Here is a 19113-nt window from a genome sequence, read left to right on the forward strand (position 1 = left end):
TTTCGACGCCCGCCGAGCGAGGCCACTTTGGACAAGATCCTGATACGTGGGGCCCGTACCCACAACCTGAAGAACATCGACCTGACCCTGCCACGGGACAAACTGATCGTCATCACCGGCCTGTCCGGATCCGGCAAGTCGTCCCTGGCCTTCGACACGCTGTACGCCGAAGGTCAGCGCCGCTATGTCGAATCCCTGTCGGCCTACGCCCGACAGTTCCTGTCGATGATGGAAAAACCCGACGTCGACACCATTGAAGGTTTGTCGCCGGCGATCTCCATCGAACAGAAGTCGACCTCGCACAATCCGCGTTCCACGGTCGGCACCATCACCGAAATCTACGACTACCTGCGTCTGCTGTATGCACGTGTCGGTACGCCGCGCTGCCCGGATCACGACATTCCGCTGGAAGCGCAGACCGTCAGCCAGATGGTCGACCTGGTGCTGGCACAACCGGAAGGCAGCAAACTGATGTTGCTGGCGCCGGTGATCCGCGAGCGCAAGGGCGAACATCTGTCGGTATTCGAAGAACTGCGCGCCCAGGGTTTCGTCCGCGCGCGGGTCAACGGCCGCATCTGCGAGCTCGATGAGCTGCCGAAACTGGACAAGCAGAAGAAGCACTCGATCGATGTGATCGTCGACCGTTTCAAGGTCCGCGCCGACCTGCAGCAGCGTCTAGCCGAATCGTTCGAAACCGCACTGAAGCTGGCGGACGGCATTGCCTTGGTCGCGCCGATGGACGATGAGCCAGGTGAAGAGATGATCTTCTCCGCGCGCTTTGCCTGCCCGATCTGCGGCCATGCCATCAGCGAGCTTGAGCCGAAGCTGTTCTCCTTCAACAACCCGGCCGGCGCCTGCCCGACCTGCGATGGCCTGGGCGTGAAGCAGTTCTTCGACATCAAGCGCCTGGTCAATGGTGAACTGACTCTGGCCGAGGGCGCGATTCGCGGCTGGGACAGGCGTAACGTCTATTATTTCCAGATGCTCGGCTCACTGGCCTCGCACTACAAGTTCAGCCTGGAGAAGCCGTTCAACGAGCTGACCGCCGAACAGCAGAAACAGATCCTGCACGGCAGCGGCTCGCAGAATGTCGACTTCAAGTACCTCAATGACCGCGGCGACATCGTCAAACGTTCGCACCCGTTCGAAGGCATCGTGCCTAACCTTGAGCGCCGCTACCGCGAAACCGAATCGGCCAGCGTGCGCGAAGAGCTGGCCAAGTTTCTCAGCACCCAGGCTTGCCCGGATTGCCGCGGCACTCGTCTGCGCCGTGAAGCGCGGCACGTGTGGGTTGGCGAGAAAACCCTGCCGGCAGTGACCAACCTGCCGATTGGCGATGCCTGCGAATACTTCGGCGAGTTGAAGATGACCGGCCGTCGCGGCGAAATCGCCGACAAGATCCTTAAGGAAATCCGCGAGCGCCTGCAATTCCTGGTCAACGTCGGCCTCGACTATCTGTCGCTGGATCGCAGCGCCGACACCCTGTCCGGTGGCGAAGCGCAGCGCATTCGTCTGGCCAGCCAGATCGGCGCCGGGTTGGTTGGGGTGCTGTACATCCTCGACGAACCGTCCATTGGCCTGCATCAACGCGATAACGACCGGTTGCTCGGCACCCTCAAGCACCTGCGCGACATCGGCAACACGGTGATCGTGGTCGAGCACGACGAAGACGCGATTCGTCTGGCCGACTATGTGGTGGATATCGGGCCTGGCGCCGGGGTGCACGGCGGGCAGATCGTGGCTGAAGGCACGCCGGCCGAAGTCATGGCGCACCCGGATTCCCTGACCGGTAAATACCTGTCGGGGCGGGTGAAGATCGAAGTGCCGGCCAAACGCACTCCGCGTAACAAGAAGCTGACGCTGTCTCTCAAGGGCGCGCGCGGCAACAACCTGCGCAACGTCGATCTGGAAATCCCGATCGGTCTGCTGACCTGCGTGACCGGCGTTTCCGGCTCGGGCAAATCGACGTTAATCAACAACACGCTGTTCCCGTTGAGCGCTACTGCACTCAATGGTGCGACCACGCTGGAAGCGGCAGCGCACGACAGCATCAAAGGCCTGGAACATCTCGACAAAGTCGTCGATATCGACCAAAGCCCGATCGGCCGTACGCCGCGTTCCAACCCGGCGACCTACACCGGGCTGTTCACGCCGATCCGCGAACTGTTCGCCGGCGTGCCCGAGTCGCGCTCCCGTGGTTACGGCCCGGGGCGCTTCTCGTTCAACGTCAAGGGCGGGCGCTGCGAGGCGTGCCAGGGCGACGGCCTGATCAAGGTCGAAATGCACTTCCTGCCGGACATCTACGTTCCGTGCGATGTGTGCAAGAGCAAGCGCTACAACCGCGAAACCCTTGAGATCAAATACAAGGGCAAGAGCATCCACGAAACCCTCGAGATGACCATCGAGGAGGCGCGGGAGTTCTTCGACGCGGTACCGGCGCTTGCACGCAAGCTACAGACGTTGATGGATGTGGGCCTGTCGTACATCAAGCTCGGGCAGTCGGCAACCACGCTGTCCGGTGGTGAAGCGCAGCGGGTCAAGCTGTCACGCGAGCTGTCCAAGCGCGACACCGGCAAAACTCTGTATATCCTCGATGAGCCGACCACCGGTCTGCACTTCGCGGATATCCAGCAACTGCTCGACGTGCTGCATCGCCTGCGCGACCACGGCAATACCGTGGTGGTGATCGAGCACAATCTGGACGTGATCAAGACTGCCGACTGGCTGGTGGATCTGGGGCCGGAGGGCGGCTCCAAGGGTGGTCAGATCATCGCCACCGGTACGCCGGAGGAAGTGGCCGAGATGAAGCAATCTCACACTGGTCATTACCTCAAGCCATTGCTGATTCGCGATCGGGCTTGATCTCCGGGCATGAAAAAGCCCCTGTCACTTCAACCGTGACAGGGGCTTTTTTGTGTCTGTGCAATCAGGTGTGAGATTGCAGGTAATTCTCGAGACCGATGAGCTTGATCAGGCCCAACTGCTTTTCCAGCCAGTAGGTGTGATCTTCTTCAGTGTCGTTGAGCTGAACACGCAGGATTTCGCGACTGACATAATCCTTGTGCTGCTCGCACAACTCAATGCCTTTGCACAGAGCGGCGCGGACTTTGTATTCGAGACGCAGGTCAGCTTCGAGCATCTCCGGCACGGTGGTGCCGACGTCGAGATCGTCAGGGCGCATGCGCGGCGTGCCTTCGAGCATCAGGATCCGGCGCATCAGTGCGTCGGCGTGACCGGCCTCTTCTTCCATCTCGTGGTTGATTCGTTCGTAGAGCTTGGTGAAACCCCAGTCCTCATACATCCGCGAGTGAACAAAATATTGGTCACGCGCGGCCAGTTCGCCGGTGAGCAACGTGTTGAGGTAATCGATTACGTCTGGGTGGCCTTGCATCGCCCTACATCTCCCTGCTTGAAAGTCTGTAGTTTGAACCAAGCTGACCGGAAGGTCACCCCGTCTCGCGCAATAAAAGCGAAGATATTCTGAGAAAACCAGCCTAAATAACGCAAAAACCGCCCCAATGAGGGCGGTTCTGCTTCTCGTTTAGACTTCGTTAAGCTGTACGTCGAGCAGCTTTGCGATTGCTTCTCCATACGCCGGATCGGCCTTATAGAAATGCTGCAACTGACGATCAACCACATCAGGTGAAACACCGCTCATGGCGCCGGCGATATTGCTGACCAGCAACGCTTTCTGCTCGTCACTCATCAGACGAAACAGCGCACCGGCGTGGCTGTAGTAATCGGTGTCTTCGCGATGGTCGTAACGGTCAGCAGCACCGCTCAATGCCAATGCAGGCTCGGCGTAGTGCGGCGCTTGCTTCGGCGATTCGATGTAGCTGTTCGGCTCGTAGTTTGGCGCTGCGCCACCGTTGTTGCCGAAGGCCATCGAGCCGTCGCGCTGGTACGTATTCACCGGGCTGCGCGGCGCATTCACCGGTAATTGCTGGTGGTTTGTGCCCACGCGATAGCGGTGTGCATCGGCGTAGGCGAACACGCGGCCTTGCAGCATGCGATCCGGCGACAGACCGACACCTGGCACCATGTTGCTCGGACCGAATGCGGCTTGCTCGACCTCAGCAAAGTAGTTCAGCGGGTTGCGGTTCAGCTCCAGTTCGCCGACTTCGATCAGCGGAAACTCCTTTTGCGACCAGGTCTTGGTCACGTCAAACGGGTTCTCGTAGTGCGCTGCAGCCTGAGCCTCGGTCATGATCTGAATGCATACGCGCCATTTCGGGAAGTCACCACGCTCAATCGCCTCGAACAAGTCACGCTGGGCGTAATCCGGATCGGTGCCCGCCAGACGTGCAGCGTCGGCCGGTGCCAGATTCTTGATGCCCTGCTTGGTTTTGTAGTGCCACTTCACCCAGTGACGCTCACCTTTGGCATTGATCAGGCTGTAGGTGTGGCTGCCGAAGCCGTGCATGTGACGATAGCCGTCAGGGATGCCGCGATCCGAAAACAAGATGGTCACCTGGTGCAGCGCTTCAGGCGAATGCGACCAGAAGTCCCACATCATTTGCGCGCTTTTCAGGTTGCTCTGCGGCAGACGTTTCTGGGTGTGGATAAAGTCGGGAAACTTCAGCGGATCACGAATGAAGAACACAGGGGTGTTGTTGCCAACGACGTCCCAGTTACCTTCTTCGGTGTAGAACTTGAGGGCGAAACCACGTGGATCACGTTCGGTGTCAGCCGAGCCACGTTCGCCGCCTACAGTGGAGAAGCGTAGGAACGTCGGGGTTTGTTTGCCGACGGCCTCAAACAGTTTGGCGCTGGTGTACTCGGTGATATCGCGGGTCACGGTGAACGTACCGTAAGCACCCGAGCCTTTGGCGTGCACACGGCGCTCAGGAATGTTTTCACGGTTGAAATGGGCAAGCTTCTCGATCAGATGAAAATCGTCGAGCAGCAGCGGGCCACGAGGGCCGGCGGAGCGAGAATTCTGGTTATCAGCGACAGGTGCGCCACTGGCGGTCGTAAGCGTTTTGATCTGGCTCATACGGTCTTCTTCCTCTGTCAGTCTTGAAACTGCCGGCTAATCGGCTTGCTGAGAAGTATTGACCATCGATGTGACACCTACAAATTCATTAACTTGCAGTCATCGATAGATAATTACTAATTATGCTTCCCGGCACATAGTGACAACAGAACGATGTCAGAAGCTTGTACGAACAGCGCATTTCTTGCGGACACAAAAAACCGGGCACTAGGCCCGGTTTTTCGTTTCAGACTGACGTCTTACTCGGCGGATACAGCTTCGCCAGCAGTAGCACGATCAACCAACTCGACGTACGCCATAGGCGCGTTGTCGCCAGCGCGGAAACCGCACTTGAGGATGCGCAGGTAGCCACCCTCACGGGTAGCGTAACGCTTGCCCAGGTCGTTGAAGAGCTTACCAACGATAGCTTTCGAACGAGTACGGTCGAAAGCCAGACGGCGGTTAGCCAGGCTGTCTGTCTTGGCCAGAGTGATCAGCGGCTCGGCAACGCGGCGCAGTTCTTTGGCTTTTGGCAGAGTAGTCTTGATCAGCTCGTGCTCGAACAACGACACCGCCATGTTCTGGAACATGGCCTTGCGGTGCGAGCTGGTGCGGCTCAGGTGACGCCCACTTTTACGATGACGCATGGTTCATTCCTTACCAAACACTACGTTCGGTGATTACGACGATCAGGCAGTCGCCTTGTCGTCCTTCTTAAGACTTGCAGGCGGCCAGTTGTCGAGGCGCATGCCGAGGGACAGACCGCGGGAGGCCAGAACGTCCTTGATTTCAGTCAAGGATTTCTTGCCCAGGTTCGGAGTCTTCAACAGCTCTACTTCGGTACGCTGAATCAGGTCGCCGATGTAGTAGATGTTTTCCGCCTTAAGGCAGTTAGCCGAACGTACAGTCAGTTCCAGATCGTCAACCGGGCGAAGCAGGATCGGATCGATCTCGTCTTCCTGCTCGACAACCACTGGCTCACTGTCACCTTTGAGGTCGACGAACGCAGCCAACTGCTGTTGCAGGATGGTTGCAGCGCGGCGGATAGCCTCTTCAGGATCCAGAGTACCGTTGGTTTCCAGATCAATAACCAGCTTGTCCAGGTTGGTACGCTGCTCGACACGGGCGTTTTCCACCACGTATGCGATACGGCGAACCGGGCTGAACGAAGAGTCGAGCTGCAAGCGACCAATGCTGCGGCTTTCGTCTTCATCGCTCTGACGCGAGTCGGCTGGTTCATAACCACGACCACGAGCTACGGTGAGCTTCATGTTCAGGGCGCCGTTAGACGCCAGGTTAGCGATTACGTGATCGGGGTTAACGATCTCGACATCATGATCCAGCTGAATATCGGCAGCGGTAACCACCCCCGAACCCTTCTTCGACAAGGTCAGCGTAACTTCGTCACGACCGTGCAGCTTGATGGCCAGACCTTTAAGGTTCAACAGGATTTCAATTACGTCTTCCTGTACACCTTCGATGGCGCTGTACTCGTGGAGCACACCGTCAATCTCGGCCTCGACTACTGCGCAGCCGGGCATTGAGGACAACAGGATGCGGCGCAGCGCGTTGCCCAGGGTGTGGCCAAAACCACGCTCGAGAGGCTCGAGAGTGATCTTGGCGCGGGTTGGACTGACAACCTGCACATCAATGTGGCGGGGTGTCAGGAACTCATTTACCGAAATCTGCATGGATGCACCTATTTTCTAGCCCTTACTTGGAGTAGAGCTCGACAATCAGGCTTTCGTTGATGTCGGCGGACAGATCACTGCGAGCAGGAACGTTCTTGAAAACGCCCGACTTCTTCTCAGTGTCTACTTCTACCCATTCTACGCGGCCACGTTGGGCACACAGATCGAGAGCTTGGACAATGCGAAGTTGGTTTTTTGCTTTCTCGCGAACTGCGACCACGTCACCAGCACGAACCTGATACGACGGAACGTTTACGGTCTGACCGTTAACGCTGATCGACTTGTGCGATACCAGCTGACGGGATTCGGCACGAGTCGAACCAAAGCCCATACGGTATACAACGTTGTCCAGACGGCATTCGAGCAGTTGCAGCAGGTTTTCACCGGTTGCACCTTTCTTGCCAGCAGCTTCTTTGTAGTAGCCGCTGAACTGACGCTCGAGAACGCCGTAGATACGACGAACCTTCTGCTTTTCACGCAGTTGGGTGCCGTAGTCGGACTGGCGACCGCGGCGTTGGCCGTGGATACCAGGTGCTGCTTCAATGTTGCACTTCGATTCGATCGCGCGCACGCCGCTCTTCAGGAAGAGATCGGTGCCTTCGCGACGAGCGAGTTTGCATTTTGGACCAATGTAACGAGCCATTCTTTACAATCTCCTGGATTACACGCGGCGCTTCTTCGGCGGACGGCACCCGTTGTGCGGGATTGGCGTCACGTCGGTGATGCTGGCGATCTTGTAGCCACAGCCGTTCAAAGCGCGGACTGCGGATTCACGACCTGGACCTGGACCCTTGACGTTAACGTCGAGGTTTTTCAGGCCGTATTCCAGCGCAGCTTGACCAGCACGCTCAGCAGCTACTTGAGCAGCGAACGGGGTGGACTTGCGGGAACCGCGGAAACCCGAACCACCGGAGGTAGCCCAGGAAAGAGCGTTACCTTGACGGTCGGTAATGGTCACGATGGTGTTGTTAAAAGAAGCATGGATGTGGGCGATGCCATCAACCACTGTCTTTTTAACTTTTTTACGAGGACGAGCAGCAGGTTTTGCCATGATTAAATTCCTGTCGATTCGCTGGGGCGATTACTTGCGGATCGGCTTACGCGGACCTTTACGGGTACGCGCGTTGGTCTTGGTACGCTGACCGCGTACTGGAAGACCGCGACGATGACGCAGACCGCGATAGCAACCGAGGTCCATCAAGCGCTTGATTTTCATGTTGATTTCGCGACGCAGGTCACCTTCAGTGGTGAACTTCGCCACTTCGCCACGCAGCTGTTCAATTTGCTCGTCGCTCAGATCTTTGATCTTTGCTGCTGGGTTTACCCCAGTGTCTGCACAGATTTTCTGTGCAGTAGTGCGACCGACACCATAGATGTAGGTCAGCGAGATAACAGTATGCTTGTTATCTGGAATGTTAACGCCTGCAATACGGGCCATTCAGTGGGACTCCAATTGACAGCTACCTACGCCCCGGAAGCCAAGAAATAGGGCGCGAGATAATATCGCTGTAATAACAAATAATCAACCCGGCAGCGCACTAGCTGCCGGGCTTGAAGCACAATCACACTCAGCCTTGGCGCTGTTTGTGACGCGGTTCCGCGCTGCAAATTACTCGAACAACACCTTCGCGGCGAATAATCTTGCAGTTACGGCACAGCTTTTTCACCGATGCACGAACTTTCATCACCAACTCCTCGAACCTTATGGGTACTCAGCGCAACATGCCGCTGCCGTAACCCTTCAGGTTGGCTTTCTTCATCAGGGATTCGTACTGGTGCGAAACGAGGTGCGATTGTACTTGGGACATGAAGTCCATCACAACCACGACCACGATCAGCAACGAGGTCCCGCCAAGGTAGAACGGAACGTTTGCTGCAACCACCAGGAACTGGGGCAACAGGCACACGGCCGTCATGTAAAGAGCACCGAACATGGTCAAGCGAGTCAGAACGCCATCAATATAGCGCGCAGACTGCTCACCTGGACGGATACCCGGAATAAAGGCACCGGACTTCTTCAGGTTTTCCGCTACGTCTTTCGGATTGAACATCAACGCCGTATAGAAGAAGCAGAAGAAAATAATCCCTGCACTAAACAGCAGAATATTCAACGGCTGACCAGGAGCGATCGACTGCGAGATGTCCTGCAACCAGCCCATACCTTCAGACTGACCAAACCAGGCACCCAACGAAGCCGGGAACAGCAAAATGCTGCTCGCGAAAATAGCCGGAATAACACCGGCCATGTTCACTTTCAGCGGCAAGTGGCTTGTCTGCGCAGCAAAAACCTTGCGGCCCTGCTGACGCTTGGCGTAGTGAACAGCGATACGACGCTGGCCACGCTCAATGAACACCACGAAACCGATAATCGCTACTGCCAGCAAACCGATGGCAACCAAGGCGAAGATATTGATATCACCCTGACGCGCAGACTCGAAAGACTGCCCGATTGCTCTCGGAAGACCGGCGACGATACCCGAAAAAATCAACATCGAGATACCGTTGCCTACACCACGCTCAGTAATCTGCTCACCCAGCCACATCATGAACATCGCACCAGCCACAAAAGTGGATACCGCGACGAAATGGAAGCCAAAGTCACCAGTGAACGCAACGCCCTGCCCCGCCAGACCAATGGACATACCAATAGCCTGAACGAGAGCGAGGACGACGGTGCCGTAGCGGGTGTACTGGCTGATCTTGCGACGGCCAGCTTCACCTTCCTTCTTCAACTGCTCCAGCTGCGGGCTGACGGCGGTCATCAGTTGCATGATGATCGATGCCGAAATGTACGGCATGATCCCCAGTGCAAAGATGCTCATCCGTTCCAGCGCGCCGCCGGAGAACATGTTGAACAAGCTAAGAATGGTCCCCTCATTCTGTCGAAACAGGTCTGCGAGTCGGTCCGGGTTGATACCTGGAACCGGGATGTGTGCGCCTATTCGGTAGACGATAATCGCCAGGAACAGAAAACGCAGACGAGCCCAAAGTTCAGACATACCGCCTTTGCCGAGCGCAGAGAGAGCACCTTGCTTAGCCATTTATTCCTCGAACTTGCCGCCAGCTGCTTCGATAGCCGCACGCGCACCTTTGGTGGCGCCGATTCCCTTGCCGATAGTGACAGCGCGAGTCACTTCACCGGACAGCATGATTTTCACACGCTGTACGTTGACGTTGATCACGTTGGCATCTTTCAGGGACTGCACGGTGACGATATCGCCTTCCACTTTAGCCAGCTCGGACAGACGCACTTCTGCGCGATCCATGGCTTTCAGGGAAACGAAACCGAACTTCGGCAGGCGACGATGCAGCGGCTGTTGACCGCCTTCAAAGCCTGGAGCAATAGTGCCACCGGAGCGGGAGGTTTGACCTTTGTGACCACGGCCACCAGTCTTACCCAAACCGCTACCGATACCACGGCCCGGACGATGCTTTTCGCGACGGGAACCCGGCGCTGGACTCAGATCATTGAGTTTCATCGATTAACCCTCGACACGCAGCATGTAGTAAGCCTTGTTGATCATCCCGCGATTCTCGGGAGTATCCTGGACTTCTACAGTGTGACCGATGCGACGCAGACCCAGACCCTTAACGCACAGTTTGTGGTTAGGGATGCGGCCGGTCATGCTTTTGATCAGCGTAACTTTAACGGTAGCCATGATCAGAAGATCTCCTTGACAGTCAGGCCACGCTTTGCAGCGATGGACTCAGGAGATTGCATGGCTTTCAGACCCTTGAAAGTGGCGTGAACCACGTTTACTGGGTTAGTCGAGCCGTAGCACTTGGCCAGAACGTTCTGAACGCCAGCAACTTCGAGGACAGCACGCATAGCGCCGCCAGCGATGATACCGGTACCTTCAGAAGCAGGCTGCATGTACACCTTCGAAGCACCGTGAGCGGACTTCATTGCGTACTGCAGGGTAGTGCCGTTCAGGTCAACTTGAATCATGTTGCGGCGAGCAGCTTCCATTGCCTTCTGGATCGCAGCAGGCACTTCACGCGACTTGCCACGGCCGAAGCCAACACGCCCTTTACCATCACCAACCACGGTCAACGCGGTGAAAGTGAAGATACGGCCGCCTTTAACGGTTTTGGCTACGCGGTTAACTTGAACCAGCTTCTCAATGTAGCCTTCGTCGCGCTTTTGGTCGTTATTTGACATAACTTAGAACTCCAGCCCAGCTTCACGAGCAGCATCAGCCAGCGCTTTAACGCGGCCATGGTACTTGAAGCCAGAGCGGTCGAAAGCCACTTGCGAGACGCCAGCGGCCTTAGCACGCGTAGCGACCAGCTGGCCAACCTTTGTGGCCGCGTCGATGTTGCCAGTGGCGCCATCACGCAGTTCTTTATCCAAAGTCGAGGCGCTTGCCAGGACTTTGTTGCCGTCGGCCGAGATGACCTGGGCGTAGATGTGCTGCGACGAGCGGAACACGCAGAGACGCACGACTTCTAGTTCGTGCATTTTCAGGCGTGCTTTGCGAGCGCGACGCAGTCGAGTAACTTTTTTGTCGGTCATTTGCTATGCCCTACTTCTTCTTGGCTTCTTTACGACGGACGACTTCGTCCGCGTAGCGCACACCTTTGCCTTTGTACGGCTCTGGTGGACGGAAGTCGCGGATCTCAGCGGCCACTTGACCTACCAGCTGTTTATCGATGCCCTTGATCAGGATATCGGTCTGGCTAGGAGTCTCAGCGGTGATGCCTTGCGGCAGTTCGTAATCCACTGGGTGCGAGAAGCCAAGAGCCAGGTTCAGCACCTGACCTTTTGCTTGCGCCTTGTAACCAACACCGACCAGCTGGAGCTTGCGCTCGAAGCCTTGGCTTACGCCTTGGACCATGTTGTTTACCAACGCACGCGTGGTACCGGCCATTGCGCGAGTCTGTTGATCGCCATTGCGAGCAGCGAAACGCAGCTCACCAGCTTCTTCAACGATCTCAACGGACGAATGGATGTTCAGTTCAAGAGTACCCTTGGCACCCTTCACCGAAAGCTGTTGGCCTGCGAATTTTACTTCGACACCGGCTGGCAGCTTAACGGGGTTCTTAGCGACGCGAGACATGCTTATCCCCCCTTAGAACACAGTGCAAAGAACTTCGCCGCCGACACCGGCAGCGCGCGCAGCACGATCCGTCATCACACCTTTGTTGGTGGAGACGATAGACACGCCAAGACCGCCACGAACTTTCGGCAGATCTTCAACGGACTTGTACTGACGCAGGCCTGGACGACTAACGCGCTTCACTTCCTCGATGACCGGACGGCCTTCGAAGTATTTCAGCGAGATGGACAACGACGGCTTAGCGTCGGTGGTGATCTGAAAATCCGCGATGTAACCTTCGTCCTTCAGGACTTTTGCTACAGCCACCTTCAACGTGGAAGACGGCATGCTTACGACAGACTTTTCAGCCATCTGGGCATTACGGATTCGAGTTAGCATGTCCGCTAACGGGTCCTGCATACTCATGGGCTAGACGCTCCTAATACAGAAAAATTAGCCTTGCGGCTACTACATGTCGCCGAGAAACTCCGGGCAGAAAAACACGGGCTCAGGCGAGCCGGTCATTCTAGACACACCCCAGAAATGAATCAAGCCCCAAAAGGGGCTTGATTCAGATTCAAGGCCACCGATGGTCAGGTTCTTGCGATCCCGACCATCAAGGCTTTGACAGCGATTACCAGCTGGCTTTAACCAGACCTGGAACGTCACCACGCATTGCCGCTTCACGCAGTTTGTTACGGCCCAGGCCGAACTTGCGGTAAACGCCGTGCGGACGACCAGTCAGGCGGCAACGGTTACGCATGCGCGAAGCGCTTGCGTCACGTGGTTGCTTCTGCAGAGCTACGGTAGCTTCCCAACGCGCTTCTGGACTTGCGTTCAGATCAACGATGATAGCTTTCAGCGCTGCACGCTTGGTGGCGTACTTGGCAACAGTGAGTTGACGCTTCAGCTCACGGTTTTTCATGCTCTTCTTGGCCATTTTCCTACTCCAATCAGTTGCGGAACGGGAATTTGAAAGCACGCAGCAGAGCGCGACCTTCATCATCGTTCTTGGCAGTGGTGGTCAGGGTAATGTCCAGACCGCGGAGAGCATCGATCTTGTCGTAGTCGATTTCCGGGAAAATGATCTGCTCTTTTACGCCCATGCTGTAGTTGCCACGACCATCGAAGGACTTGGCATTCAGACCGCGGAAGTCGCGAACCCGAGGCAGGGAGATCGACAGCAGACGATCCAGGAACTCGTACATACGCTCACGGCGCAAAGTCACTTTGACGCCGATCGGCCATCCTTCACGGACTTTAAAGCCAGCGATGGATTTACGAGCGTAGGTCACAACGACTTTTTGGCCGGTGATCTTTTCCAGGTCAGCAACAGCGTGCTCGATGACTTTTTTGTCGCCGATCGCTTCGCCCAGACCCATGTTCAGGGTGATTTTGGTAACGCGCGGAACTTCCATCACGTTCGAAAGCTTAAGTTCTTCCTTAAGTTTCGGAGCGATTTCCTTCCGGTAAATCTCTTTTAGTCGTGCCATGGTCTTCTACCTAGCAGTGTTCAAGCATCAACCGCTTTTTGGGTCGACTTGAAGACACGAATTTTCTTACCGTCTTCTACTTTGAAACCAACGCGGTCAGCCTTGTTGGTTTCGCCGTTGAAGATGGCGACGTTGGAAGCGTGCAGTGGCGCTTCTTTCTCGACGATACCGCCCTGTACGCCCGACATCGGGTTAGGCTTGGTATGACGCTTGACCAGGTTCAGACCACCAACAACCAGACGGTTGTCAGCAAGAACCTTCAGCACCTTACCGCGCTTACCTTTGTCTTTGCCGGCGATCACGATGATCTCGTCGTCACGACGAATCTTTTGCATGTCGGATCTCCTTACAGCACTTCTGGGGCGAGCGAGACGATCTTCATGAACTTCTCAGTACGAAGTTCACGGGTCACTGGCCCAAAGATACGGGTGCCGATCGGCTCTTGCTTGTTGTTCAGAAGAACAGCAGCGTTGCCATCAAAGCGGATAATGGAGCCATCAGCACGACGTACGCCGTGACGAGTGCGGACTACAACAGCAGTCATCACTTGGCCTTTTTTCACTTTACCGCGAGGAATTGCTTCCTTCACGGTAACTTTGATGATGTCACCGATACCAGCGTAACGACGATGGGAGCCACCCAGCACCTTGATGCACATAACACGGCGAGCGCCGCTGTTATCGGCCACATCGAGCATGGATTGAGTCTGAATCATATAATTTCTCCGACCCCTAGCCCTTAGACTTCCACAGCGCGTTCGAGAACATCAACCAGCGCCCAAGACTTGGTCTTGGCCATCGGACGAGTTTCACGAATAGTGACTTTGTCGCCGATGTGGCACTGATTGGTTTCGTCGTGCGCGTGCAGCTTAGTCGAACGCTTAACGTATTTACCGTAGATCGGGTGCTTAACGCGACGCTCGATCAGAACGGTGATGGTTTTGTCCATCTTGTCGCTGACAACACGGCCAGTCAGCGTACGGACAGTTTTTTCGGCTTCAGCCATGATCACTTACCTGCCTGCTGGTTGAGCACAGTCTTCACGCGAGCGATGTCACGCTTAACTTGCGAGAGCAGATGAGACTGCCCCAACTGGCCAGTTGCTTTCTGCATACGCAGATTGAACTGGTCGCGCAGCAAGCCGAGCAGTTGCTCGTTCAGCTGCTGTGCGGATTTTTCACGAAGTTCATTCGCTTTCATCACATCACCGTCCGTTTAACAAAGGAGGTGGCGAGCGGCAGCTTTGCAGCAGCCAGGGCGAAAGCCTCACGCGCCAGCTCTTCAGAAACACCCTCGATTTCATACAGGACTTTGCCTGGCTGAATCTGGGCAACCCAGTACTCCACGTTACCCTTACCTTTACCCATACGAACCTCGAGAGGTTTTTTGGAGATCGGCTTGTCCGGGAATACACGGATCCAGATCTTGCCGCCACGTTTTACGTGACGGGTCAGAGCACGACGCGCTGACTCGATCTGACGAGCGGTGAGACGACCACGAGCAACAGACTTCAGCGCGAACTCGCCGAAGCTGACTTTGCTACCGCGCAGTGCCAGACCACGGTTGTGGCCGGTCATCTGCTTGCGGAACTTCGTACGCTTTGGTTGCAACATTTGGCGTACCCCTTACTTAGCAGCTTTTTTACGAGGCGCTGGTGCTTGTGGTTTCAGCTCTTCTTGGCGACCACCAATTACTTCGCCTTTGAAGATCCAAACCTTTACACCGATCACACCGTAGGTGGTGTGAGCTTCGTAGTTGGCATAGTCGATGTCGGCACGCAGGGTGTGCAGTGGCACACGACCTTCGCGATACCATTCAGTACGTGCGATTTCAGCACCGCCGAGACGACCGCTCACTTGGATTTTGATGCCTTTGGCACCAATGCGCATGGCGTTCTGTACTGCGCGCTTCATAGCGCGACGGAACATTACACGACGCTCCAGCTGCTGAGCTACGCTCTGCGCAACCAGCATACCGTCGAGCTCCGGCTTGCGGATCTCTTCGATATTGATGTGCACAGGCACACCCATTTGCTTGGTCAGGTCCTGACGCAGTTTCTCAACATCTTCACCTTTCTTCCCGATAACGATACCTGGACGAGCGGTGTGGATGGTGATGCGTGCAGTTTGGGCCGGACGATGGATATCGATACGGCTTACGGACGCGCTTTTTAGTTTGTCTTGGAGATACTCACGCACTTTCAGATCTGCGAACAAGTAGTCCGCATAAGTCCGACCGTCTGCGTACCAGACGGAGGTGTGCTCCTTGACGATTCCCAGGCGAATGCCAATGGGATGTACTTTCTGACCCATCTCTTCGACTCCGTTACTTGTCAGCAACCTTGACAGTGATATGGCAAGACCGCTTGACGATGCGATCAGCACGGCCTTTGGCACGTGGCATGATGCGCTTCAGCGAACGCCCTTCGTTGACGAAAACGGTGCTGACCTTCAGGTCATCAACGTCTGCGCCTTCGTTATGCTCGGCGTTGGCTACGGCCGACTCCAGCACTTTCTTCATGATCTCGGCGGCTTTCTTACTGCTGAAAGCCAACAGGTTGAGCGCTTCGCCCACCTTCTTCCCGCGGATCTGGTCGGCGACCAAGCGGGCTTTCTGGGCGGAGATTCGAGCGCCCGACAACTTAGCGGCTACTTCCATTTCCTTACCCCTTAACGCTTGGCTTTCTTGTCAGCCACGTGCCCACGATAAGTGCGGGTACCGGCGAACTCGCCCAGTTTATGGCCAACCATGTCTTCGTTCACGAGAACTGGGACGTGCTGACGGCCGTTGTGTACTGCGATGGTCAGACCGACCATTTGTGGCAGGATCATGGAGCGACGCGACCAAGTCTTAATTGGTTTGCGATCGTTCTTTTCCGCCGCCACTTCGATCTTCTTCAGTAGGTGAAGATCAATAAAAGGACCTTTTTTCAGAGAACGTGGCACTGTCGTATCCCTCTATTTACTTGCGACGACGGACGATCATTTTGTCGGTACGCTTATTACCACGAGTCTTCGCGCCCTTAGTCGGGAAGCCCCATGGCGATACCGGATGACGACCACCAGAGGTACGACCTTCACCACCACCATGTGGGTGGTCAACCGGGTTCATGGCAACACCACGAACGGTTGGGCGAACGCCACGCCAGCGTTTGGCACCAGCTTTACCCAGCGAACGCAGGCTGTGCTCGGAGTTCGAGACTTCGCCCAGGGTCGCACGGCATTCAGCCAGGACTTTACGCATTTCACCGGAACGCAGACGCAGGGTAACGTACACGCCTTCACGAGCGATCAGCTGAGCCGAAGCACCAGCGGAACGAGCGATCTGCGCGCCTTTACCTGGCTTCAGTTCGATGCCGTGTACGGTAGAACCGACTGGAATGTTGCGCAGTTGCAGAGCGTTGCCTGGCTTGATTGGAGCCAGAGCGCCTGCGATCAGCTGGTCGCCAGCACTCACGCCTTTAGGGGCGATGATGTAGCGACGCTCGCCGTCTGCGTAGCAGAGCAGTGCGATGTGAGCAGTACGGTTCGGATCGTATTCGATACGCTCGACAGTGGCGACGATGCCATCTTTGTCGTTGCGACGGAAATCGACCATACGGTAATGCTGCTTATGACCACCACCGATGTGACGAGTGGTAATACGGCCATTGTTGTTACGACCACCAGTCTTCGATTTTTTCTCGAGCAGCGGTGCGTGAGGAGCGCCTTTATGCAGCTCCTGGTTGACCACCTTGACCACAAAACGGCGGCCAGGGGAAGTCGGTTTGCATTTAACGATTGCCATGATGCACCCCTTCCTTACTCAGCACTGCTGCTGAAATCGAGATCTTGGCCTGGCTGAAGGGAGATAACTGCCTTCTTCCAGTCATTACGCTTGCCCAGACCGCGAGCAGTGCGCTTGCTCTTACCCAGAACGTTCAGGGTAGTGACGCGCTCTACTTTCACGCTGAACAGGCTTTCGACGGCCTTCTTGATTTCCAGCTTGGTTGCATCAGTAGCAACCTTGAAAACGAACTGGCCTTTCTTGTCTGCCAGAACCGTAGCCTTCTCGGAAACGTGCGGGCCAAGCAGAACTTTAAATACGCGTTCCTGGTTCATCCCAGCAGCTCCTCGAATTTCTTCACGGCCGACACGGTGATCAACACCTTGTCGTATGCGATCAGACTAACTGGATCGGAACCTTGCACGTCACGTACATCTACGTGTGGCAGGTTACGAGCAGCCAGGTACAGGTTCTGATCAACAGCGTCCGACACGATGAGAACATCGGTCAGGCTCATGTTGTTCAGCTTGCCCAGCAGATCTTTGGTTTTCGGAGTTTCAACAGCGAAATCCTGAACCACGACCAGACGATCAGTACGCACCAGCTCAGCAAGGATGGAACGCATTGCTGCGCGATACATCTTCTTGTTCAGCTTCTGGGAGTGATCCTGTGGACGAGCTGCGAAAGTGGTACCGCCGCCACGCCAGATTGGGCTACGGATAGTACCGGCACGAGCACGGCCAGTACCTTTCTGACGCCATGGGCGCTTGCCGCCACCACGAACGTCGGAACGGGTCTTTTGCTGCTTGCTACCTTGACGGCCGCCGGCCATGTAGGCCACGACTGCTTGGTGAACCAGCGTCTCGTTGAACTCGCCGCCAAATGTCAGTTCGGAAACTTCGATCGCTTGAGCGTCATTTACATTTAATTGCATGTCAGCTTCCCCTTAACCGCGAGCCTTGGCTGCTGGACGTACAACCAGGTTGCCGCCAGTAGCGCCAGGAACAGCGCCCTTGACCAACAACAGATTGCGTTCAGCGTCCACGCGCACTACTTCCAGGGACTGCACGGTCACGCGCTCAGCGCCCATATGACCGGACATTTTTTTGCCCTTGAATACACGACCAGGAGTCTGGCACTGGCCGATAGAGCCTGGGACGCGGTGGGATACGGAGTTACCGTGGGTGTTATCTTGCCCGCGGAAATTCCAACGCTTGATCGTACCCTGGAAGCCTTTACCCTTGGACTGACCGGTTACATCAACCAGTTGACCAGCGGCGAAGATTTCAGCGTTGATCAGATCGCCAGCCTGGTACTCGCCTTCTTCAAGACGGAATTCCATGGTGGTGCGACCAGCGGCAACGTTCGCCTTAGCGAAGTGGCCAGCTTGAGCTGCTGTTACACGCGAAGCACGACGCTCGCCGACAGTGACTTGCACTGCACGATAGCCATCGGTCTCTTCAGTTTTGAACTGGGTGACGCGATTCGGCTCGATCTCAATGACCGTGACCGGAATGGAGACACCTTCTTCGGTGAAAATACGGGTCATACCGCATTTACGACCGACTACACCAATAGTCATGTTGTAAACCTCATGAGTGTACGGGGCTTTCACCCGCTATGGCCGCCCATTTCAGAGCGTTACACGACCAAGACCGAGTCTTAGCCGAGGCTGATCTGCACTTCCACACCGGCCGCAAGATCAAGCTTCATAAGAGCATCAACGGTTTTATCCGTTGGCTGGACGATGTCCAGAACGCGCTTATGAGTGCGGATTTCGTACTGGTCACGCGCGTCTTTGTTGACGTGCGGGGAAACCAGAACGGTGAACCGCTCTTTACGGGTAGGCAGTGGAATTGGACCACGCACTTGAGCACCAGTACGTTTCGCGGTTTCCACGATTTCCTGGGTTGATTGGTCGATCAGGCGATGGTCGAAAGCCTTCAACCTGATACGGATTTGCTGATTTTGCATTGGATTTCAGACTCCGGCTGCTATTCCCACCGGGCGCAATACGCCCGTTAAAAGGAGGCGCAATTCTATAGACGCCCCAGATAGGTGTCAACCCAATAAAAAAGCCCCCGCTGAGCGGGGGCTTTTTCAATTCATCAAGCAGACTCTATAAAAGAGAATTACTCGATGATTTTGGCT

31 protein-coding genes are annotated in these 19113 nt (G+C 55.8%); 1 reads left to right on the plus strand and 30 read right to left on the minus strand.

The annotated features are described in order from the left end of the window. Window positions 1-27: 27 nt before the first annotated feature. Entirely contained in the window at window positions 28-2862 is a 2835-nt protein-coding gene (uvrA, locus tag JN524_RS21665; protein WP_027614251.1) for an excinuclease ABC subunit UvrA, read from the plus strand. A gap of 64 nt (window positions 2863-2926) precedes the next feature. Here the strand turns inward: uvrA and bfr are convergent, their stop codons facing one another. The 30 genes from bfr to rpsJ form a co-directional block, all read right to left on the minus strand. Beyond that, entirely contained in the window at window positions 2927-3391 is a 465-nt protein-coding gene (bfr, locus tag JN524_RS21670) for a bacterioferritin (protein ID WP_003228714.1), read from the minus strand. A gap of 150 nt (window positions 3392-3541) precedes the next feature. Then, window positions 3542-4996 carry a catalase gene (locus tag JN524_RS21675; RefSeq protein WP_202370652.1) on the minus strand — a complete coding sequence of 485 codons (1455 nt, stop codon included), beginning with the start codon at window positions 4994-4996 and terminating at the stop codon, window positions 3542-3544. A 239-nt stretch (window positions 4997-5235) separates the two neighbouring features. Beyond that, the gene (gene rplQ, locus JN524_RS21680) at window positions 5236-5622 is read right to left on the minus strand and encodes a 50S ribosomal protein L17 (protein WP_003176402.1); all 387 of its coding nucleotides are present in this window, start codon (window positions 5620-5622) and stop codon (window positions 5236-5238) included. 42 nt (window positions 5623-5664) lie between these two features. Further along, a complete protein-coding gene (locus JN524_RS21685; protein ID WP_003186012.1) occupies window positions 5665-6666 on the minus strand; it encodes a DNA-directed RNA polymerase subunit alpha in 1002 nt (333 codons plus the stop codon). A 22-nt stretch (window positions 6667-6688) separates the two neighbouring features. Then, on the minus strand, window positions 6689-7309 hold the full coding sequence (gene rpsD, locus JN524_RS21690) for a 30S ribosomal protein S4 (protein WP_003176404.1): 621 nt from the start codon (window positions 7307-7309) through the stop codon (window positions 6689-6691). 18 nt (window positions 7310-7327) lie between these two features. Continuing rightward, window positions 7328-7717, minus strand: a complete 390-nt coding sequence (gene rpsK, locus JN524_RS21695; protein ID WP_002555466.1) for a 30S ribosomal protein S11 — start codon at window positions 7715-7717, stop codon at window positions 7328-7330. 30 nt (window positions 7718-7747) lie between these two features. Next, the gene (gene rpsM / locus JN524_RS21700; protein ID WP_008374135.1) at window positions 7748-8104 is read right to left on the minus strand and encodes a 30S ribosomal protein S13; all 357 of its coding nucleotides are present in this window, start codon (window positions 8102-8104) and stop codon (window positions 7748-7750) included. Window positions 8105-8234: 130 nt separating this feature from the next. Then, window positions 8235-8351: a 50S ribosomal protein L36 gene (gene rpmJ / locus JN524_RS21705; protein ID WP_002555468.1), complete on the minus strand. Its 117-nt coding sequence runs from the start codon at window positions 8349-8351 to the stop codon at window positions 8235-8237. A 27-nt stretch (window positions 8352-8378) separates the two neighbouring features. Further along, window positions 8379-9707, minus strand: coding sequence for a preprotein translocase subunit SecY (gene secY / locus JN524_RS21710; protein WP_003228718.1), 1329 nt, complete (start codon window positions 9705-9707; stop codon window positions 8379-8381). Beyond that, on the minus strand, window positions 9708-10145 hold the full coding sequence (rplO, locus tag JN524_RS21715) for a 50S ribosomal protein L15 (protein WP_003228720.1): 438 nt from the start codon (window positions 10143-10145) through the stop codon (window positions 9708-9710). It abuts the gene before it with no gap. Between the two features lie 3 nt (window positions 10146-10148). Next, window positions 10149-10325 (minus strand): 50S ribosomal protein L30, encoded by a 177-nt coding sequence (gene rpmD, locus JN524_RS21720; protein ID WP_003176408.1) that lies wholly within the window; start codon window positions 10323-10325, stop codon window positions 10149-10151. Between the two features lie 2 nt (window positions 10326-10327). After that, window positions 10328-10828, minus strand: a complete 501-nt coding sequence (gene rpsE / locus JN524_RS21725) for a 30S ribosomal protein S5 (protein WP_003176409.1) — start codon at window positions 10826-10828, stop codon at window positions 10328-10330. Between the two features lie 3 nt (window positions 10829-10831). Then, entirely contained in the window at window positions 10832-11182 is a 351-nt protein-coding gene (rplR, locus tag JN524_RS21730; RefSeq protein WP_003186037.1) for a 50S ribosomal protein L18, read from the minus strand. Between the two features lie 10 nt (window positions 11183-11192). After that, window positions 11193-11726 (minus strand): 50S ribosomal protein L6, encoded by a 534-nt coding sequence (gene rplF / locus JN524_RS21735; protein WP_007966176.1) that lies wholly within the window; start codon window positions 11724-11726, stop codon window positions 11193-11195. 12 nt (window positions 11727-11738) lie between these two features. Further along, window positions 11739-12131, minus strand: coding sequence for a 30S ribosomal protein S8 (gene rpsH / locus JN524_RS21740; protein WP_007966178.1), 393 nt, complete (start codon window positions 12129-12131; stop codon window positions 11739-11741). 208 nt (window positions 12132-12339) lie between these two features. After that, window positions 12340-12645, minus strand: a complete 306-nt coding sequence (gene rpsN, locus JN524_RS21745; protein WP_003228726.1) for a 30S ribosomal protein S14 — start codon at window positions 12643-12645, stop codon at window positions 12340-12342. A gap of 13 nt (window positions 12646-12658) precedes the next feature. Continuing rightward, window positions 12659-13198: a 50S ribosomal protein L5 gene (gene rplE, locus JN524_RS21750; RefSeq protein ID WP_003210069.1), complete on the minus strand. Its 540-nt coding sequence runs from the start codon at window positions 13196-13198 to the stop codon at window positions 12659-12661. A 20-nt stretch (window positions 13199-13218) separates the two neighbouring features. Then, the gene (gene rplX, locus JN524_RS21755) at window positions 13219-13533 is read right to left on the minus strand and encodes a 50S ribosomal protein L24 (RefSeq protein ID WP_003186046.1); all 315 of its coding nucleotides are present in this window, start codon (window positions 13531-13533) and stop codon (window positions 13219-13221) included. Window positions 13534-13544: 11 nt separating this feature from the next. Next, a complete protein-coding gene (rplN, locus tag JN524_RS21760) occupies window positions 13545-13913 on the minus strand; it encodes a 50S ribosomal protein L14 (RefSeq protein WP_002555479.1) in 369 nt (122 codons plus the stop codon). Window positions 13914-13936: 23 nt separating this feature from the next. Next, the gene (gene rpsQ, locus JN524_RS21765; protein ID WP_003194644.1) at window positions 13937-14203 is read right to left on the minus strand and encodes a 30S ribosomal protein S17; all 267 of its coding nucleotides are present in this window, start codon (window positions 14201-14203) and stop codon (window positions 13937-13939) included. A 2-nt stretch (window positions 14204-14205) separates the two neighbouring features. Then, entirely contained in the window at window positions 14206-14397 is a 192-nt protein-coding gene (rpmC, locus tag JN524_RS21770; protein WP_002555481.1) for a 50S ribosomal protein L29, read from the minus strand. Beyond that, complete coding sequence (rplP, locus tag JN524_RS21775) at window positions 14397-14810, minus strand: 50S ribosomal protein L16 (RefSeq protein ID WP_003228729.1); 414 nt, start codon at window positions 14808-14810, stop codon at window positions 14397-14399. The genes rpmC and rplP overlap by 1 nt, the downstream gene beginning before the upstream one ends. Before the next feature lie 12 nt (window positions 14811-14822). Continuing rightward, window positions 14823-15509, minus strand: coding sequence for a 30S ribosomal protein S3 (rpsC, locus tag JN524_RS21780; RefSeq protein ID WP_003176422.1), 687 nt, complete (start codon window positions 15507-15509; stop codon window positions 14823-14825). Between the two features lie 13 nt (window positions 15510-15522). Continuing rightward, the gene (gene rplV / locus JN524_RS21785; RefSeq protein ID WP_003103908.1) at window positions 15523-15855 is read right to left on the minus strand and encodes a 50S ribosomal protein L22; all 333 of its coding nucleotides are present in this window, start codon (window positions 15853-15855) and stop codon (window positions 15523-15525) included. Between the two features lie 11 nt (window positions 15856-15866). Beyond that, entirely contained in the window at window positions 15867-16142 is a 276-nt protein-coding gene (rpsS, locus tag JN524_RS21790) for a 30S ribosomal protein S19 (RefSeq protein ID WP_003228731.1), read from the minus strand. A 16-nt stretch (window positions 16143-16158) separates the two neighbouring features. Next, the gene (gene rplB / locus JN524_RS21795) at window positions 16159-16983 is read right to left on the minus strand and encodes a 50S ribosomal protein L2 (protein ID WP_003228734.1); all 825 of its coding nucleotides are present in this window, start codon (window positions 16981-16983) and stop codon (window positions 16159-16161) included. A gap of 14 nt (window positions 16984-16997) precedes the next feature. Then, window positions 16998-17297, minus strand: a complete 300-nt coding sequence (gene rplW, locus JN524_RS21800; protein WP_002555488.1) for a 50S ribosomal protein L23 — start codon at window positions 17295-17297, stop codon at window positions 16998-17000. Then, a complete protein-coding gene (gene rplD / locus JN524_RS21805) occupies window positions 17294-17896 on the minus strand; it encodes a 50S ribosomal protein L4 (protein WP_003228735.1) in 603 nt (200 codons plus the stop codon). Before rplD ends, rplW begins: the two co-directional genes overlap by 4 nt. 12 nt (window positions 17897-17908) lie before the next feature. After that, window positions 17909-18544: a 50S ribosomal protein L3 gene (gene rplC / locus JN524_RS21810; RefSeq protein ID WP_003228738.1), complete on the minus strand. Its 636-nt coding sequence runs from the start codon at window positions 18542-18544 to the stop codon at window positions 17909-17911. 80 nt (window positions 18545-18624) lie between these two features. Next, complete coding sequence (rpsJ, locus tag JN524_RS21815) at window positions 18625-18936, minus strand: 30S ribosomal protein S10 (protein WP_003186070.1); 312 nt, start codon at window positions 18934-18936, stop codon at window positions 18625-18627. Window positions 18937-19113: the final 177 nt, after the last annotated feature.

It is taken from the genome of Pseudomonas sp. MWU318, assembly GCF_016756945.1.
Taxonomy (GTDB): Bacteria; Pseudomonadota; Gammaproteobacteria; order Pseudomonadales; family Pseudomonadaceae; genus Aquipseudomonas; species Aquipseudomonas putida_A.

What these genes read in the sequence shown, in the direction of transcription:
- rplV (WP_003103908.1), bottom strand. Translation starts at nt 15,855, where the DNA reads ATGGAAGTAGCCGCTAAGTTGTCGGGCGCTCGAATCTCCGCCCAGAAA.
- JN524_RS21685 (WP_003186012.1), bottom strand. Translation starts at nt 6,666, where the DNA reads ATGCAGATTTCGGTAAATGAGTTCCTGACACCCCGCCACATTGATGTG.
- rpsH (WP_007966178.1), bottom strand. Translation starts at nt 12,131, where the DNA reads ATGAGTATGCAGGACCCGTTAGCGGACATGCTAACTCGAATCCGTAAT.
- rplC (WP_003228738.1), bottom strand. Translation starts at nt 18,544, where the DNA reads ATGACTATTGGTGTAGTCGGTCGTAAATGCGGTATGACCCGTATTTTC.
- rplE (WP_003210069.1), bottom strand. Translation starts at nt 13,198, where the DNA reads ATGGCACGACTAAAAGAGATTTACCGGAAGGAAATCGCTCCGAAACTT.
- rplR (WP_003186037.1), bottom strand. Translation starts at nt 11,182, where the DNA reads ATGACCGACAAAAAAGTTACTCGACTGCGTCGCGCTCGCAAAGCACGC.
- rplB (WP_003228734.1), bottom strand. Translation starts at nt 16,983, where the DNA reads ATGGCAATCGTTAAATGCAAACCGACTTCCCCTGGCCGCCGTTTTGTG.
- JN524_RS21675 (WP_202370652.1), bottom strand. Translation starts at nt 4,996, where the DNA reads ATGAGCCAGATCAAAACGCTTACGACCGCCAGTGGCGCACCTGTCGCT.
- rplP (WP_003228729.1), bottom strand. Translation starts at nt 14,810, where the DNA reads ATGTTGCAACCAAAGCGTACGAAGTTCCGCAAGCAGATGACCGGCCAC.
- rpsJ (WP_003186070.1), bottom strand. Translation starts at nt 18,936, where the DNA reads ATGCAAAATCAGCAAATCCGTATCAGGTTGAAGGCTTTCGACCATCGC.
- rpsM (WP_008374135.1), bottom strand. Translation starts at nt 8,104, where the DNA reads ATGGCCCGTATTGCAGGCGTTAACATTCCAGATAACAAGCATACTGTT.
- rpsE (WP_003176409.1), bottom strand. Translation starts at nt 10,828, where the DNA reads ATGTCAAATAACGACCAAAAGCGCGACGAAGGCTACATTGAGAAGCTG.
- rplF (WP_007966176.1), bottom strand. Translation starts at nt 11,726, where the DNA reads ATGTCTCGCGTCGCTAAGAACCCCGTTAAGCTGCCAGCCGGTGTCGAA.
- rpmD (WP_003176408.1), bottom strand. Translation starts at nt 10,325, where the DNA reads ATGGCTACCGTTAAAGTTACGCTGATCAAAAGCATGACCGGCCGCATC.
- secY (WP_003228718.1), bottom strand. Translation starts at nt 9,707, where the DNA reads ATGGCTAAGCAAGGTGCTCTCTCTGCGCTCGGCAAAGGCGGTATGTCT.
- rpsD (WP_003176404.1), bottom strand. Translation starts at nt 7,309, where the DNA reads ATGGCTCGTTACATTGGTCCAAAATGCAAACTCGCTCGTCGCGAAGGC.
- rpmC (WP_002555481.1), bottom strand. Translation starts at nt 14,397, where the DNA reads ATGAAAGCGAATGAACTTCGTGAAAAATCCGCACAGCAGCTGAACGAG.
- bfr (WP_003228714.1), bottom strand. Translation starts at nt 3,391, where the DNA reads ATGCAAGGCCACCCAGACGTAATCGATTACCTCAACACGTTGCTCACC.
- rpsC (WP_003176422.1), bottom strand. Translation starts at nt 15,509, where the DNA reads ATGGGTCAGAAAGTACATCCCATTGGCATTCGCCTGGGAATCGTCAAG.
- rplW (WP_002555488.1), bottom strand. Translation starts at nt 17,297, where the DNA reads ATGAACCAGGAACGCGTATTTAAAGTTCTGCTTGGCCCGCACGTTTCC.
- rpsN (WP_003228726.1), bottom strand. Translation starts at nt 12,645, where the DNA reads ATGGCCAAGAAGAGCATGAAAAACCGTGAGCTGAAGCGTCAACTCACT.
- rpsK (WP_002555466.1), bottom strand. Translation starts at nt 7,717, where the DNA reads ATGGCAAAACCTGCTGCTCGTCCTCGTAAAAAAGTTAAAAAGACAGTG.
- rpmJ (WP_002555468.1), bottom strand. Translation starts at nt 8,351, where the DNA reads ATGAAAGTTCGTGCATCGGTGAAAAAGCTGTGCCGTAACTGCAAGATT.
- rplO (WP_003228720.1), bottom strand. Translation starts at nt 10,145, where the DNA reads ATGAAACTCAATGATCTGAGTCCAGCGCCGGGTTCCCGTCGCGAAAAG.
- rpsQ (WP_003194644.1), bottom strand. Translation starts at nt 14,203, where the DNA reads ATGGCTGAAGCCGAAAAAACTGTCCGTACGCTGACTGGCCGTGTTGTC.
- rplD (WP_003228735.1), bottom strand. Translation starts at nt 17,896, where the DNA reads ATGCAATTAAATGTAAATGACGCTCAAGCGATCGAAGTTTCCGAACTG.
- rplX (WP_003186046.1), bottom strand. Translation starts at nt 13,533, where the DNA reads ATGCAAAAGATTCGTCGTGACGACGAGATCATCGTGATCGCCGGCAAA.
- rplQ (WP_003176402.1), bottom strand. Translation starts at nt 5,622, where the DNA reads ATGCGTCATCGTAAAAGTGGGCGTCACCTGAGCCGCACCAGCTCGCAC.
- rplN (WP_002555479.1), bottom strand. Translation starts at nt 13,913, where the DNA reads ATGATTCAGACTCAATCCATGCTCGATGTGGCCGATAACAGCGGCGCT.